Origin of the sequence: Sphingomonas sp. C3-2 (assembly GCF_033025475.1) — a bacterium.
Lineage (GTDB): Bacteria > Pseudomonadota > Alphaproteobacteria > Sphingomonadales > Sphingomonadaceae > Sphingobium_A.
On sequence record NZ_CP130322.1, the window covers coordinates 2,189,635 to 2,204,727 of the forward strand.

Genomic DNA, 15,093 nt, shown 5'->3' on the forward strand with positions numbered 1-15,093 from the left:
CCACAAGCCTCCAAAGGCGAGGAGCAAGCCCGACAACCGCTGCAAACTTACCGCCCGCTCGGTCAGCACGATGGTGAGGATGGGCTGGATTCCCAACAGCGTTGCCAGCGCTCCAGGCGTGACGCCGTGGTCGAGGGCCAGGAGATAACAGGTCGAATAGAGGCCAGCGATCAACAGGCCGGTAATCGCAACCCGTACTGACATTACGCCGACGTTCGGCGTTAAGCCTGTCGTTCCGTAGTTGCGCCCACTGCACATACGATTATGATGAACGTATGAAGTTCATCACTCTCAATCGCACGTTCGCTTTCCCGCTGATCTGAGCGGGCCGGTTTCGGCTCCATTGGCGGCATTGCCGCCCGATGATACCTTTTTGAGAGACTTTATGCGAAACCAATCAGATCCTGCGCTGAGCGCAGATGACATTGCTGCATTCGTGCGCGACGGCTTCATTCGTATCGACGAGGCTTTCAGCGAGGAAACAGCAGCACAAGCGCGCGCAATCTTGTGGAAAGCCACCGGCTGCGATCCCAACGACCGTTCAACATGGAACCAGCCGGTGGTGCGATTAGACCAATTCAGCCAGGTCCCGTTTCGGGAGGCAGCAAATACGCCGAAGCTGTGTGCGGCATTCGATCAGCTTGTCGGTGCTGGCCGCTGGTGTCCTCGTGGAACCCTTGGCACCTTCCCAGTTCGCTTTCCCTCTCAGGAGTCGGCCGGCGACGATGGTTGGCATATCGATGTTAGCTTTGGATACGAACACCCCGACTTCATGGAATGGCGCGCTAATGTCAGTAGCAAAGGTCGAGCCTTGCTCATGCTGTTCCTTTTTTCAAATGTTGGTGTTGATGATGCGCCGACCCGCATCCGTGTCGGATCGCATGCTGACATAGCCAGGCAACTTGCGCCGGCCGACGAAGCTGGCCTGACGCTTCGCGACCTTGCCGCCGATGGTTTCGCCAGCTCGGCGGAGAGGCAAGAGGAACTGGCGCTGGGTCAAGTTGGCACGGTATATTTGTGCCATCCGTTTCTAGTCCATGCAGCGCAGCGGCATCGAGGCACAGCGCCACGGTTCATGGCTCAACCTCCCCTGATGCCGAGGGAGCCCCTTTCGTTGCATCGGCAGGACAGAGACTATTTGCCGGTTGAACGGGCGATCTTCAATGCGATCTCCCGCCAGTAGCAATATCTCATCGGCCCGTCCGCTGCGCGCTCCCGACGGCAAAAGCGGGCGGCTGTAATTTGCTCGCCACTCGCGCACTCAAAGGGGAGCTTGGTATTGAATCGGTGATCGATTTCAGCGTGAGGCTGTCGATCCCATCCCAGCTTGCAGTCAAATTGTGTCCCTGAGCCGTCACGTCGTTGGCAAGCAGGTCACGCACGAACGGCGAGCCTTCCGAGGGACGATCTACCGCAATCGCCGACATTGCGGCCGTTCAACGGCCAATGCGCATCCCCGAAAGCGGACATCGCCCATCAGGTGGGGCGTCCGCACTGTGCTTCAGGTTTTACTGCCACACCCGCGTGGTCAAGTGCTATTTTCCCTTCGAAATTCGGAGGGGCGCTGACCGGTCCAGCCAATAAAGGCGCGACGGAAGGTGCGTGCGTCGTGAAAGCCGGTACGCCGGGCAATAGCCGGAATATTCAGCGCGGCCTCGCCAAGAAGATGCTTGGCCATTTTCTGCTGCCAGGTGGATCGCAGAGAGAGAAAGGATGTTCCTTCTTCCTTCAGACGGCGATGGAGCGTCGAGGGACTAAGCTGCAGATGTTCGGCGGTGGCGATCCGATCGGGAACCGGGGCTTCCGCCAACTCGCATTCAAGGAACAATGCGCTGACACGGCCTGATATCGGCGCACGCTTGCGCACGGAAAACAGCGGATCGTGGGCGATAAGCTCCATGGCCTCTGTCGCGAGAAACGGGCGGCCGGAGATATCTTCATCGAGCGCGCCGACTGCGAACTGAAGATATGTTCGGCCGCGGCCGAGTGAAATGGGGATGTCCAGGGCCAAGAGGCAGGGATCGTTGATCGCGCGCCCCTCAAGGGGGAGGCCGATTTCGACGATTTTCGATTTCGTCCCGCCAAGCCAGGTCAACACATTTACGAGGAAGATCAAGCCCGCGGCTGTGAGACTGAGCGGTGGATTCTGCAATGTCGACGACAGATCAACGACCAGTCGATCGCCATCCTCCTCATGGGTGAGGGTGATGCCGATGCCGTTCTGGGCGATCGCGACATTGAACTGGACGATGCGCTCCACCGCTTCGCGCAAGGTTGTGGTAGGCGCGAGAGCCGTGACGAGCATCGCGATGACGTCCCTGCGCGCGGCAAATGCAACCGGGGCGTCCCGCCCGATTGCTTCTGCAAGCAGGATCGCCGCAGCGCCGTACATGCGAGCGAATCGATGCCGCGGAAGCGCGAGAACCGCCTCGCCCGATACAATTCCCGCCAGTGGCAGGTCATGTTCGGCAGCGGCCAATATGCCGAACCGATCATCAGCACACATCGCAAGATCGCGGAGTAACGGTGCCAGCATGCAGCTTGGAATTACATCCTCAGCGGTGCGTACGTCCATATTGTCTGATGGTGTGGTCGCCATGACTTGACAAATTATGTCCCCTTTCTGGCAAAATTCAAGCGCTAGCCGCTCAATCGCGCGACGTTCATTCTTCAGTCTCGAAAGCATCGAGCAGCGATCAGGGCGGCAAGGTGACCGCGGCGGGGAAGAGAATGAAGCCTGAACCATTCATTATCCACGCCGAGCAAGCGATGCTCGATGATCTTGAGCGACGTCTGCAGGCAACCCGCTGGGCAGACGACATCGCCAATGACGATTGGTCTTCCGGAACAAACGCATCCTATCTCCGTGAGCTCACCGACTATTGGCTCAATCACTTCGATTGGCGGACGCAGGAAAGGGCCATGAACGCTTTTTCTCATTTCCGTGTCCTCCTTGATGGCATTCCGATCCATTTCATCCATCAGAAAGGCGTGGGCGGTCATGCGATGCCACTGATCCTGACCCACGGCTGGCCGTGGACGTTTTGGGATTTCGCGAAGGTGATCGGTCCGCTGACGGATCCCGCGGCGCATGGCGGCGATCCGGCGGATGCCTTTGATGTCGTTGTGCCGTCCTTGCCGGGGTTCGGCTATTCAAGTCCCCTCCGTCAATCCGGCGTGGATGCCCGCGTGACGGCTAATCTGTGGCGCAAGCTGATGGTCGAGATATTGGGCTATCCCCGCTTTGCGGCGCATGGCGGCGATTGGGGGGCGTTCGTGACCGCCCAGCTCGGGCATAAATATCCGAAAGACGTGCTGGGCATCCACATGATCGGCGGGGCGCCGCTCGATTGCTTCGGCAAGCCGCTGCCCGACGCCTCAGCCTATGCGGCGGATGAAGCTGGCTGGCACGCCAGGACCCAGGCCTTCTTCGCCACGGAAAGTGGCTATTCGGCGGAACAGAGCACCAAACCGCAAAGCCTTGCTTATGGCCTGCAGGATTCGCCCGTCGGTCTTGCGGCATGGCTGGTCGAAAAGCGCCATGGCTGGAGTGATTGCGGCGGCGATGTTGCACGACGATTCACCAAGGACGAGTTGCTCACGTCGATCATGATTTACTGGCTTACCGGCACGATCGGTACGTCGGCGCGATATTATTACGAAAATCGCAAAGCTGGCTGGCGGCCGTCGCATGATGGTGCCCGCATGGTCGATGTACCAACCGGCTGCCTCAAACTGGAGGCAGACGTGTGCCATTGGCCGCGCAGCCTGATGGAAGCCAATTTCGATCTGCAGCGCTGGACCCGTTCAGCCGTGGGCGGCCATTTCGCCCCGGCGGAGGTACCCGATCTGGTCGTCTCCGAGATCCGGGATTTCTTCCGACCCTTGCGCCGCAACGAGCAGGAGGATCAGCGATGAAAGTGCGTCGGCCCACGCTCGATTTTGCGAAATCCCTGCCGCTCTGGATGAAGGATCGCGAGTTCTGCCACATCCTGAACGCGTCGTCGGTCGTAATCATGCAGCTCGAACCCTATCTGAACAAGGTCATGCTGCGCGCGCGGACAATGCTGCCGTCCGACGATCCGCTCCAGCCCGATCTCAAGACGTTCGTCCAGCAGGAAACCGTCCATTGCCGGCTGCATGCACGCTACAATCGCGCGCTGTACGAGGCTGGCTATGATCGCCTGAAATCGTTCGAGGCAGCCATGGGGGCCGATTATGAGCGCTACCTCGACACAAAATCGATGAAGTTCAACCTCGGTTACTGCCAGGGTTTCGAATGCCTGGGCCCATTATATGCGGAGCTGATCTTCGAAGGCCTCGACGATCTGTATGAAGGGGGTGACGAGCAGGTCATCCACCTCTGGAAATGGCACCTTGCCGAGGAATATGAGCACCGCATGGTCGCCCACGACGCGTATTACCGTCTTGGGGGTAACTGGCTGCACCGGTTGTACAGCACCTACACCACGCTGCGACATCTCAAGAAATATAGCGGGATTATCGCGGCGCATATGCTCAAGGTCGATCGAGCGAGCATGTCGCCCGACGAGGTGCGCCAATCGAGACGGGCAGCCAAGCGCGCGCGGCGACGCTTGGCCTGGTTCCTCGTCCCCCGCTTCTTGCCGCTCCTTTCGCCCTTCTACACGCCCGCGCGCCACCGGCCGCCTAATGGACTGAACAGATATCTTGGTGAGGCGTTGCCAATATGAGGGAATGAGGCCGGATCGTCGCCGGTGGGATCCGCAGTTTTCCAGCTTTTTCGGCTGACGTACATGATGGGACCGTATTCTTCAGGGACTCCCGCCCGACTTCCGCAAGCGCCGCCGTTGTTCTAAACCTGAACGGCCGGCAGCTATTGGGCAGCTGAAATCGAGATATGGATGATTGCAAGCTGCTTCCCGTCACCGCCCGCAACTTCCAAATCCTATCGGCGCATCGAGTGAATGGCGGTTTTGGGCAGTCACCCACCTACTATGACGCGCTGGATCTATACCGCACCAAGGTCGCGGCATACATCGACAGCGTGGACGCCAATGTCAGCGTCGCGAAGCGCAGAGGTGGGCGCGGTAGCCCTCGCAACATGATCCTGAACTTCGGCGGCAGGTCGAAGAAACCGCCGTCAAACACGCGACCACCTATTACGAGTCGGAAGAAGGCGGTGTCTGGGAAGTGGAATCGGTCGAAGCGCACGCGCGGGGATGGGACCTTGAATGCAGACGTGACGACGAGGTTCTTTACGTCGAGGTCAAAGGCTGCAGCGGGAACGAGGTAAGAGCTGAACTCACGCCAAACGAATGGTCCAAGATGAACGATTTGAGTTATCGTCCAGCCTAAGTTCTATACGTGGTGACCGGCTGTCTTAGCGAAGCGCCCCTCGCATCTATATTCCAACATGAGCCCAGGCGCGGCTGGCGGACGATGGATGGCAGAAGCTTGAAAATCGAGGAGCGGATGGCGGCGCGGGTGTCGTGTTTGGACTGAAGCTCGGAACCGAGAAACGATGCATATGACGCCGACGGCGGCATTCGCCGTTGTTCGGCGTATCGGTTCAACAGGCGCCGCGTGGTTCCGATCCAGATAAACGGCAACTTTCGGGGTCTCTCGAGCGGTCTGAACGGCGGGAAGTAGGGCGCAAATCGGACATGGACGCTCGCGCCGAGAATGTCCGTTATCTACCTTGTCTTGCTCCAGAGCTGACCGAGCACAAGGTCCCATTCATACCCGAATGGAAGGCGATAATCCGACCTGTCAGTCACCGGTGGACGGCGTTCGCCATGGCGGGGCTCGCCGCAGGCCTCAGTTACCGCCAGCGATCCCGGCCAACACCGAATGCGGTCCGAACGCTTCGACCCATTGGACGAGTTCTTCGTGGACAATGGCCTTGCCCTGATCGCTCGCGAGCGGCCGGATGCAGTCGGAAAACCCCCACGACTGAAGCTTGCGCGCCGGAATCATCAAATGCACATGCGGCGTATTGGTCGACCCCCGGGCCGAGGGAAGGTGCATGGCGGCGATCACGGCGAGGCTGCGCTGAAGACAGAAATGCTCGTAAGCAAAGGCGCGCACCTCTTCCCAGATCGTGTGCAGCCGGTCGGCATCGGGGAAGCGCAGCGTAAGCATCACGACGAGGTCCTTGAGCGCATCGAAAGCGTCGGCCTCATAGCGTTCGCAGAGCGCTTTGGGCGTGTAGAGTGCATCGGGCGCAGCCGGCGGCAACAGCACATCCGATCGGTAACAGCCCGGTGCCCAGTCGACAGAATTGTTCGTCTGCCCAGGCCGCAGACGCCGCAGCACCGTGTCCGGAACATTATGTTCGGGGCCGTTCTTGATCGCGCGACGGACGACGCCGAAGACAAGATTGGCAGGACCACCTGCCACGGGCACGAAATCCAGCCCGGCGGGCGCGAAACGCCTGGCTGCGTGTCCGGAATGATCCCAGCTTCTGGTCGCACGCGAGTGCGGCGCATAGGCATATTTCTTCACGGTACCTACCTGTATCCGGGGCGCTGGCAGCCGAGGCCCTGACGGCAGCCGAACAGGAAAACGCTTTCATTCTTCCTATCCGACCACCTTCTCTTTCCATCTCCATTTCCCTTCTCGCTCAGCGGTCGCGACCGCCGCGCTGCAAATGCGTGTACAGGGCCAGCAGGTCATCCTCGGAGCCCTGTCGTTCAAGCACTCGCCGCGCCTTTCGCTTGCGCTCTGCTGCCAGCAGCGCGAGCCAGTCATGGTCGTTTCGCGCGCTGGTTGCCGCGATCCGCTCGCCGGCGGGGAGGCGTTGCTCAGCCGCCTGGTCGGTATCATCAGCGGAATCGGGCATGGCTGCGGCCAGATCGCGTGCCCAGCGGTCGAGCTGTTGGCGGCGCCTCGCTTCGAGCCGCGCTTGAATGTCCTCGAGATCCTGGACCGCAGCGACGCGCTCCAGCCCGCGTCGATCCATGGGATCCTTGACGGCTTGAAGATCGATCATGAGCGGACCGCTCAGGCCGGTATCGCGCGTGTCGCCGGCCAGACGGCGCCGGCGCATCGGTATGAATTCAAGGTTGGCAAGAATTGCGATACCCGTTTCGAGCGGGCCGCGCGTGGCCGGGGATGGCGAATCCGGTGCCGGCCGGGCTGCTGGCGCCGGTGTGCGAACCGGGAGCGGCGGGGGGAGCGGGCGTATCGGCTGCTTCTCCGCAACCGGGATGGGCCGAACCGGCGCGGGCATTGGCCGCGCCACATGCGCGGCATCATTTTCACCAGCGATGGCGATCCCGAGCACGCGCGCGCGCTCGGTCGCGCGCGCGACAAACTGCGCGGAGCCGGTGATATGGACGGTGCCCCATCGTTGTGCGGCGAGCTGCAACGCCGCGTCGATCGCCGCGACATCGCGCGCAGCGTGAACGACGATAAGCAGGCGGTGATCGGTAAACTGAACGCGTCCCTGATAGTCACAATATTCGGTCGCGTGCGCGCTATGACGCGCGACGAACTGCGAAGCCGGCGACCATGATCGTTCGACCGCGTCGCGTGCGGACGCAAAGAGGAGCGCGGGCGCGTCGACGGGCTGGGGCGCGTTCGGCTGACCGGCAGGTGTCCATTGGTCGCGCGAAAGCTTTTGCCGGGTATATGCGGTGATCGCGTCGGCGTAAGCGCGCCGCAGCGCCGCCCGAGCGGAGCGTGCCTCCGCCCGCACGGTCTGGGCAATCGGCTTTGACCGCGCAGGCAATCGCGCAAGGCTCGCATCCAGCCAATGCGCGATGCGGTCGCAATCCGTGTCGCGCCGCGCGCGCAGCAGCGCCTGTTGCTGCGCAATGCATTCTATATAGGCGTCGTAACCGCTATTTTCATGTCCGATATCGGGTTTGAAGGCGCCAAGGCGCTTTTCGAGCGCGCGCCGCGCCAGCGAACGATGGAAGTCCGAGGCCCTGAAGTTTTCACACTCGACCGCGATCCGCGCACCGCTACCGACTTTTTCATAAGTTGCTCCGACATCATGAAATCGGGCGTGCAGGTCTTGCCAGCTCGATGCGTCGTGCGCGGCCACCAGGAGCGCAGGACGGAGGGCGTGTAGCTTCGTCGGGAGGCGTTCGCGCGCAGCGGCGGGCGTCTTGCCTCCCTTTGCGTATTGCCCCGACGTGTCGCGCACCATCTGGCCGGTCTGGCGGTCATAGACGATGCCGCGGCGCGCGACGTAAAGCGCGTTGGGCTCGCGGATGCGGCCCTGGCGTTCCTCAATCAGCGCCAGCGCCTGGTGCAAATCGTCGATCAGCCAGTCACTGCCAGCAGCTTTTCCGGTCTCCGGATCGACCCGGACCACCGAGAGATGGATGTGCGGATGCGCGGTATTCGAGTGCTCGGCCCAGACCGTCGGGCAGCGCTCGAGCTGGAGCGTCTCAAGTACAATGGTGATGGCCTCGTCGCGCTGCTGTTCGGTCCAGCGCTCGCCTTCGTGAAGGCTGAGGATGATGTGGGTAAGCGGCGCCTTGACCCTGGGCGCCCGCGCCGCGACCGCGAGCATCTGCGCCTGCCAGGCGCGCAGGTCGTCCTCGCCGACCAGGTTGCGCGCGCCACAGGCTTCGACCTTTTCGCCGGGCTCGGCACCGCCGTCTCTCATCGCGAGCGCATAATCGGTGAGCGCGAGGATGTTGCCGTCGCGCTCGACCAGCGCATGCGGATTGGCGTCGACAATATAGCGCGTCAGCGCGAAGACGGCGTCACGCAGATGCGCGAGATGCGGGTGTCGGCCGGCAGCGCTCGCCCGGGTGCGCGGACGATGCATCCGGATGATCTTGCCGATCACCGGGCGAACTCGCGGTGAACGAGGCGCGACAGGCGGTCGACCAGTTCGGTAAGCGTTCGCATGTGCTCGGGGTTGACCGCCGCGCTTCGCTGCACAGTCGCATGGATCGCAATCAATTGCGCCAACGCGGCCAGTGCAGGGCTGACCTCGGGTTCATCGCCGGCAAGGCGAGCGAGGATATAGGCCGACCGGCTCATCTGCGCGGCCGCCGCCCGCGCCTCGATCTTGCGCAGCAGGCGCTCGGGAATCCGGATGGTGACCGGGCTGCTGGACGCAGTGCTATGCGTCATGCGCGGGCCTCCTTCAGATGCTGCGAGAAGGCCTGCCGCCGAGCTGCAAAACGGTCATGTACACATGACCCATCCTGCTTGCACTTCTTTCCTCCCAGGCGAGCGACAGTCGAGCGAATGGTGGAACCCGGCGCCGAGCGACGGTCAGATGTTTCTGGATAAAGGCCGAATGGCTGGGCGGGCGCGCCTGCGATCGGCGCGGCGGACGGAATGCGACGACACGCGTGAACAGGTAATGAGTAAATGTCGTGTCGAAATTTCGAATGAGGTGAAGTCATGTGAGCATTCTCGCGAAATGTGATCGAATGATCGTGAATTGCGAGAATTTATGGCCGTAAGAAAGGTGTTGGTGACGTCTATGAAAATATTGCGCGTCAACATGCGACAATGGGCGTCAACGTGCGACAGGCCTCAATGGACATGGTTTGTTCTCGTGATTTATTGATCATTCATTCCGAACAAACGAAGGAGTGACGAATGATCAACGAACGAGAGCGCCTCGAACAGGCGCGGGCGCGCCTCGCGCAAAAGCGGCTGACAAGGCGCCGGGAGGATTCGGTGATCGAACTGGTCGAAGCGCTGAAGGTCGAGATCCAGGCGGCGCGGGCGGAAGGCAAAACCTGGCGCGAGATCACCAGTGATATCGCGGGCGGTGAGAGCATCAAGACCGACTCGGTGCGGCTCGCCTTTTCGCGGCTGCAAGCGTGCGCGCCGAAGACAGACGCGGTGCCGCGGGGGAAGCGCAGGCGCGCGGAGCCGGCATCGGAAGTGCACGCTGATCCGGCGTCAGTTGCTCAAGTTATCCACAGCCCGACGGAAGCGCCCGACGCTGGATTGTTCGCGCCAATGTTCGATGCACAGGACACACGCGGGCGTAGCCTGGAGGGGCAGGCATGAGCAAATCTGTGCTTGCCATCACACTTACCAACGCGGGCGGCGAGGGTAAGACTACCTGGTCGGAGACGCTCGCCGCTCTGGCCCGCCTGGGTGGTCGCGCCGTCACCGTCGCCGATATCGACCCGGGGAATCGCGGCTTCCTCAACCGCAACGGCGACCGCGCTGCGGTCTCCCTCGACTGGGCGGGGCTGGAATATGATGCGGGCGACCCAGCCGGCTGGTTCGAACGCCACGTATGTGGTCAGGATCTGACGATTCTCGATACCGGCGCGAACATGCTCGCAGCGCAGGGCAAAACCACCGCTTTTTTGGCGGGGTTACTGAACCTTGCTGCGCAGAATGAGGTACGGGTTATTTTTTACTGTGTCACAAGCCCCAACAAAGCGGGTTCGGATGGGCTCGTCGAACTCATGTATCAGCGGTTTGCCCGGGCCGGAGAAATCGTCATCGTGCAGAATGATCGCGACGGCTCGGGTGACTTCAAGGTCTCGCTGGCCCAATTGGGCGCGACCATGGTCGAGATGCCGCATTTGCCCGCCGCGCTGCAGGCGGTACGCCTGCGGCGCGCTATCCCGCTCGACGCGGTACTGCGCGATCCTGAGCCCGATTACGAGCGGGCGACCGCGATGATCGCCGCCAAATTGCTGGGGGTGGCAAGGCAGCCCGCGATTGCCGAAATAGTCGGGGACGCAGCGATCACCGAACTTCAGGCACTGAGTGCGCGCGCCCCGCTTGACTACCACTATACGCTGTCCACGCTGCGCCATGCTTCCAACGCCAGCCTGAGTGCGAACGAACGGCTTGGCCGAGCCTGGAATGGTTTCCGTAGTTCGAGAGCGGAGGACGATGCCGAACTCCTCATCGTTGCGCGCGAACTGCGTGCGGCGCTGATGAACTGGAGGCAGATGCACTGAAACGAAAAAAAGGCACGGGGCGTATCGCCCCGTGCCCCCTTCAGTCAGCTAGTCGTCAATGCCGCGCCCGCGGATGTTCATCGACAGCATCGGTGGCTCGTCGGCCATTTTCCAGCCCTCGCCATGTTGGTCGCACAACGTCGCATAGACATGGTTGCGGACCCTGAGTCCGGCAGCTCCACCACAGACCTGGCAAATCTTGCCAGACGATCGCTCGGCGGCAAGGAGGATGGGCATCGCGTCATCCGGACATTGCTCGAGATAGACCCGCATCATCCCGAATTTTTCCTTTGCCTGCGGAACGTTCACGGTGAAGCCTGCCGCCGAAAGATCGGCGAGAAGCGTCTCGTAGAGCGCGCCCCAGCCGGAAGGCAGCGAGTCGCGCCAATGCAGGTTGTTATCCTCTGTCATGCCCGGAGCTCCGCGATTTTGGCGTGCCAGCGATCCCGGGCGATGGCGAACCCCGTTTGCGCCGCCAGGGGGTCGGTAAAGGGCAGCGCCGCTGTGTGGTTGAGCCGGTGCGGCTGAAAGCAGAATGCGCCCCTGTGGTTTTCCGCGTCTGCCAGATCGGGAACCAGCCACAGCGGCGCGTTACGACCGGCGCTCCAAAGCTGCAGCCGCTCATAGATCTGAACCTCTCCATCCCGGCACATATAGAGCCTCATATCAAAACGCGCTTCGCTCCCCGCATCACGTGGCTCGACCAGGAGAAGGTCGGCCCGCGTTTCACGCACCGCGTCATACTGCGCCAGATGTCGTATGTTCGGGCGCCAATAGCCAATCATCAACCCGGCCTCATGGCAGAAGCTATATGCGGCGAGCGCGGGAGGTACGACCGGCCCGCACAATTCGATTATCCAGCCCGCCATCCTTGCAAGCGCATGCGCGGCAGCTTCCCCAAGCGCAGTGCGCGCCTGATCTTCGGTCAATATCATTGTCAGTGTCCTTTTCGCGTCCGGGCGGCTGTCGACCCCGGCGCTCAGAAGTTTTCATTCCTTCTTTTCAGCCACTGACCCGATTAAATTCCTATATTTCAGAGTGCGTGCGGAGGGGCTTTGCGCACGGACGTTTGCCGAACACCTCTCCCAGGTGCAACTGGCAATGTTCATATTTCTTGTCACTGGCGCCGCGCGGAAATGCCGGATGCAGACCGCTCTGCGCAGCGGGCTAAACCCCAACAACAAACAACACACGATACAGGCATGATATTTAAAGTCGTCACCGTCCATGCAGCGTTACCTGCGCAGGACGCGGTGATTGCGGAGGCTGATTGGAAATGGCGGCTATGTCGAGAAAATAGCCTAAAAACGGGCGGTCTCTCAGCGGCCCGTTTTGTGTTGATCTGCGATGCTGGTGAGGCACCGCTGGATGTCCGTTTCATGGCGAGAGCCGCCGCTCGACATTTCGCTTTGGAGCGGCAGGATGCTCCCAGACCCAGTCATAATCTGAATGTCAGCTTTCAGGCGCGGCAAAATCGCTGTCGAACCGCTTGGATGGGCGCGAAGCTTCCGCGCCGACGCGGTTGGAGACCTGCTCCAACGGCCTTCAGTAGAGGTATATTGACGGAATCGTATCGGGACAAAACCTTTTTGTCAAATTTGTCCAGACAAATATTCTATGCCATGCCTTTGTTGAGATCGCGACGTGAGCAAATAATAAGGAGGCAAAGGCGTCAGTGGGGAAATCGACTAATTGGCTGGCGAGGGGGGCGCCACAATTTCCTTTGCAAAGTGCGGCGACGAAGCTCGCATTTCTGCTGCTGACGCCATTGTGTATGGCGTTGATCCTTGGGTGGAACGGCGTGGGTATGCTCAAGCCATGGCCGGCACGGAGCCTCAGCGTTTTCTACTGGGTTGTCGTCACGCCCGGGATCTGGTTGTTCACCTATTTGCTCTTTTCCGCGGTCCGCAAAATGATCGGCAAACCGCTGCTCGCTAGGAATTTTTTGTTGCTCAACTGCGCTTGCGTCCTCGTAGCGCTCAATCTTTATCGGCCCATAAACAGCTATTTTGCGCTCTGTTTCGGGCGAATCTTCAACCTATCGGTTGAGCGGGTTGCGCGGCCATGGCCGATCGACTTCGAGAATTTCATCGACTGGCAGCTCGCCTACCTCCCGTTCGTTGCGCTATGGGTTTTGGCCTCCACGATTGCTGACAAACTCAGCCGAGATCATTTTCTTTCGGGCGCTCCAGTAGTTGAGTTCAGCCCTGTCGAAGAGCCCCGTGCCGTAGGGTCGCTTCGGGAGCATATTGAGGCACTCGACCAGAATGAGTTGATCTCAGTGTCGGCGGAAGATCACTATGTGCGTGTCCACCATATTGGTGGTGAAGCGCGCTTCCTCTGCCGCTTTTCGCATGCGCTCGATATCTTGCAAGATCACAACGGGCTGCGGATCCATCGATCTCACTGGGCAGCGCGCGAACATATGCTGGTGCTAGAATCCGCACCAGGCAAATCATCACTCCGGCTGAGCGATGGGCGCCGCTTGCCGGTGAGTGCGAGCTATCGGGATGCGGTTTTACTGACGGTGAGGTCCGCCACAACGCACTGATATGTCGTGCGTTGTTACTGAAAATTTCACGAAATCACCCATTCGCGAATTTCAAACTCACGCAAAACCGGGGGTTTTGCGTGCAGGAGCCTCGCATCCTAATCACCAATAATTCCACGTCTCTCTCAATGAACATTTTGCGGATTCCCAATCAGTGAGCACATCGGACCTCCCCTTGATCAGTTCAAACACGGCGACGCTGAATCGTCGGACCCTACTGCAGGGAGGCGCGGCTCTACTCGCAAGCAGCGTAATGTCCGGTGCCGTCCGAGCGCAGGGACCGAAGAAGATACACGATGTCCTTGTGATTGGTGCGGGCCTGTCAGGTCTTCATGCTGCGCTACTTCTGGAAGAGCAGGGGGCCGACGTGCTCGTTCTTGAAGGCCGGCCGCGCGTGGGCGGCCGCGTCTATACGTTGATGGATGTGCCCGGTCGACCGGAAGCAGCAGGGGAACTGATCGGGAGCAATTATGCACGGATGATCGATCGTGCGCAGATGCTGGGAATGAAAATCATTCCCGCGCGCGGCAGCAACATCAAGCGTGAATGGATGTTCAATATTCGCGGTGAGACCATTCGCGAGACTGAGTGGCAGGAACATCGGCTGAACCCTCTCAAGGGCGCGGACCGTTCTATACTCCCGACCGTAATGCTCCCGGTACTGTCCAACCGGGACAATCCACTGGCGGAAATGCCGCTAGATGCCTGGCTCAGCCCGGAAATGGCTCAATACGACATTGCGCACTCGCAATATTTGCGGTCACGCGGTGTGCCCGAAGAAGCGATCCGGCTGATGGACATCGTTATCCATACCGGGAGGATCGACACGACGTCCGCGCTTCATGAGCTGCGGCGCTACAATGTCAGCAGCTTCAACGCGAAGCTGTCGGCCGAGCGCAAAGAAGCGGACGCCTTCATGATCGAAGGCGGAAACTCTCGCTTACCCATGGCGATGGCTCAAGCACTGCAAAAGCCGGTGCTATATGGCAAGACCGTCGTCGCCATTTCCGAACGAAAGGGATATGTCGAAGTTTCCTGCGCTGACGGTAGTTCTTACGAAGCCCGTCAGGTCGTTTGCTCGACACCGATGCGCGTCCTTCAAAACGTGGTGTTTGATCCACCCATCCAGGGCGAACATTGGCGCGCGATCAATGAAGTCGACTACGGCCTCTCGCTCCAGGTATTCTTCAAGTATCGCCGCCCTTGGTGGCCGCATGCCGACAGCCCACGCGCGATCTGGACAGACACACCAATTGAACGCTTTGCGTCTCTGGAGTGGGGTGTTGATGACGGACAAATGCCCAATGTCGGCATCGCGTTCATCAATGGCGAGCAGGCGCTAAAGTTCAGCTTCATGAATGATCGTCAGGTTTACGACTGGACGATGAAAATGCTGGCCCGCGTTCTGCCGGCAACCGAAGGCGCGCTGGAGCCTATCACCATTCAGGCCTGTCACCGAGATCCACATGGATCGGGTGACTGGGTTTGCTGGCAGCCGGGTCAGGTCAAGCGATTTGCTCCGTTGATGCGCGATCCCCATGGACGGACCCACTTCTGCGGCGAGCATACCGCCGTGCTGGAGCGCGGTATGGAAGGAGCCTTTGAGTCCGGAGAGCGGGTCGCACTCGAAGTGCTGGATGTACTGTGATGCGG

The 15,093-nt window shown here is 60.4% G+C and carries 13 protein-coding genes and 1 pseudogene; 8 read left to right on the forward strand and 6 right to left on the reverse strand.

The window, feature by feature from the left end; genetic code table 11:
• Nucleotides 1-343 precede the first annotated feature (343 nt).
• Nucleotides 344-1,183 (forward strand): phytanoyl-CoA dioxygenase family protein, encoded by an 840-nt coding sequence (locus tag QYC26_RS10560; RefSeq protein ID WP_317512184.1) that lies wholly within the window; start codon nt 344-346, stop codon nt 1,181-1,183.
• Between the two features lie 345 nt (nt 1,184-1,528).
• Here QYC26_RS10560 and QYC26_RS10565 read toward each other — a convergent pair whose 3' ends face one another.
• Entirely contained in the window at nt 1,529-2,575 is a 1,047-nt protein-coding gene (locus QYC26_RS10565; RefSeq protein ID WP_317512185.1) for a helix-turn-helix transcriptional regulator, read from the reverse strand.
• Nucleotides 2,576-2,709: 134 nt separating this feature from the next.
• Between QYC26_RS10565 and QYC26_RS10570 the strand changes: the two genes are divergently transcribed.
• The 3 genes and pseudogenes from QYC26_RS10570 to QYC26_RS16795 all read left to right on the forward strand — a co-directional run.
• Nucleotides 2,710-3,918, forward strand: a complete 1,209-nt coding sequence (locus QYC26_RS10570; protein ID WP_317512186.1) for an epoxide hydrolase — start codon at nt 2,710-2,712, stop codon at nt 3,916-3,918.
• Nucleotides 3,915-4,712 (forward strand): metal-dependent hydrolase, encoded by a 798-nt coding sequence (locus QYC26_RS10575; RefSeq protein ID WP_317512187.1) that lies wholly within the window; start codon nt 3,915-3,917, stop codon nt 4,710-4,712. The genes QYC26_RS10570 and QYC26_RS10575 overlap by 4 nt, the downstream gene beginning before the upstream one ends.
• A gap of 412 nt (nt 4,713-5,124) precedes the next feature.
• Nucleotides 5,125-5,337 (forward strand): annotated as a pseudogene (locus tag QYC26_RS16795) (protein NO VEIN domain-containing protein); the annotation flags it as partial.
• A 462-nt stretch (nt 5,338-5,799) separates the two neighbouring features.
• On the opposite strand, the gene QYC26_RS10580 reads toward QYC26_RS16795, so the two are convergent.
• The 3 genes from QYC26_RS10580 to QYC26_RS10590 form a co-directional block, all read right to left on the reverse strand.
• The gene (locus QYC26_RS10580; RefSeq protein ID WP_317512188.1) at nt 5,800-6,486 is read right to left on the reverse strand and encodes a hypothetical protein; all 687 of its coding nucleotides are present in this window, start codon (nt 6,484-6,486) and stop codon (nt 5,800-5,802) included.
• Between the two features lie 118 nt (nt 6,487-6,604).
• Nucleotides 6,605-8,788: a relaxase/mobilization nuclease domain-containing protein gene (locus tag QYC26_RS10585; protein WP_317512189.1), complete on the reverse strand. Its 2,184-nt coding sequence runs from the start codon at nt 8,786-8,788 to the stop codon at nt 6,605-6,607.
• Entirely contained in the window at nt 8,785-9,078 is a 294-nt protein-coding gene (locus QYC26_RS10590; protein WP_317512190.1) for a hypothetical protein, read from the reverse strand. Before QYC26_RS10590 ends, QYC26_RS10585 begins: the two co-directional genes overlap by 4 nt.
• A gap of 477 nt (nt 9,079-9,555) precedes the next feature.
• Here QYC26_RS10590 and QYC26_RS10595 point away from each other — a divergent pair, with 477 nt between their 5' ends.
• Both QYC26_RS10595 and QYC26_RS10600 read left to right on the forward strand, forming a co-directional pair.
• Nucleotides 9,556-9,975: a hypothetical protein gene (locus QYC26_RS10595; protein ID WP_317512191.1), complete on the forward strand. Its 420-nt coding sequence runs from the start codon at nt 9,556-9,558 to the stop codon at nt 9,973-9,975.
• Nucleotides 9,972-10,889 carry a hypothetical protein gene (locus tag QYC26_RS10600; RefSeq protein ID WP_317512192.1) on the forward strand — a complete coding sequence of 306 codons (918 nt, stop codon included), beginning with the start codon at nt 9,972-9,974 and terminating at the stop codon, nt 10,887-10,889. The genes QYC26_RS10595 and QYC26_RS10600 overlap by 4 nt, the downstream gene beginning before the upstream one ends.
• Nucleotides 10,890-10,937: 48 nt before the next feature.
• Here the strand turns inward: QYC26_RS10600 and QYC26_RS10605 are convergent, their stop codons facing one another.
• A complete protein-coding gene (locus tag QYC26_RS10605; protein ID WP_317512193.1) occupies nt 10,938-11,300 on the reverse strand; it encodes a hypothetical protein in 363 nt (120 codons plus the stop codon).
• Nucleotides 11,297-11,824, reverse strand: a complete 528-nt coding sequence (locus tag QYC26_RS10610) for a hypothetical protein (RefSeq protein ID WP_317512194.1) — start codon at nt 11,822-11,824, stop codon at nt 11,297-11,299. Before QYC26_RS10610 ends, QYC26_RS10605 begins: the two co-directional genes overlap by 4 nt.
• A gap of 740 nt (nt 11,825-12,564) precedes the next feature.
• Here QYC26_RS10610 and QYC26_RS10615 point away from each other — a divergent pair.
• Nucleotides 12,565-13,440 (forward strand): LytTR family DNA-binding domain-containing protein, encoded by an 876-nt coding sequence (locus QYC26_RS10615; protein ID WP_317512195.1) that lies wholly within the window; start codon nt 12,565-12,567, stop codon nt 13,438-13,440.
• A gap of 253 nt (nt 13,441-13,693) precedes the next feature.
• Nucleotides 13,694-15,088, forward strand: coding sequence for an NAD(P)/FAD-dependent oxidoreductase (locus tag QYC26_RS10620; protein WP_317512196.1), 1,395 nt, complete (start codon nt 13,694-13,696; stop codon nt 15,086-15,088).
• Nucleotides 15,089-15,093: the final 5 nt, after the last annotated feature.

What these genes read in the sequence shown, in the direction of transcription:
- QYC26_RS10590 (WP_317512190.1), bottom strand. Translation starts at nt 9,078, where the DNA reads ATGACGCATAGCACTGCGTCCAGCAGCCCGGTCACCATCCGGATTCCC.
- QYC26_RS10610 (WP_317512194.1), bottom strand. Translation starts at nt 11,824, where the DNA reads ATGATATTGACCGAAGATCAGGCGCGCACTGCGCTTGGGGAAGCTGCC.
- QYC26_RS10575 (WP_317512187.1), top strand. Translation starts at nt 3,915, where the DNA reads ATGAAAGTGCGTCGGCCCACGCTCGATTTTGCGAAATCCCTGCCGCTC.
- QYC26_RS10600 (WP_317512192.1), top strand. Translation starts at nt 9,972, where the DNA reads ATGAGCAAATCTGTGCTTGCCATCACACTTACCAACGCGGGCGGCGAG.
- QYC26_RS10620 (WP_317512196.1), top strand. Translation starts at nt 13,694, where the DNA reads ATGTCCGGTGCCGTCCGAGCGCAGGGACCGAAGAAGATACACGATGTC.
- QYC26_RS10565 (WP_317512185.1), bottom strand. Translation starts at nt 2,575, where the DNA reads ATGGACGTACGCACCGCTGAGGATGTAATTCCAAGCTGCATGCTGGCA.
- QYC26_RS10595 (WP_317512191.1), top strand. Translation starts at nt 9,556, where the DNA reads ATGATCAACGAACGAGAGCGCCTCGAACAGGCGCGGGCGCGCCTCGCG.
- QYC26_RS10605 (WP_317512193.1), bottom strand. Translation starts at nt 11,300, where the DNA reads ATGACAGAGGATAACAACCTGCATTGGCGCGACTCGCTGCCTTCCGGC.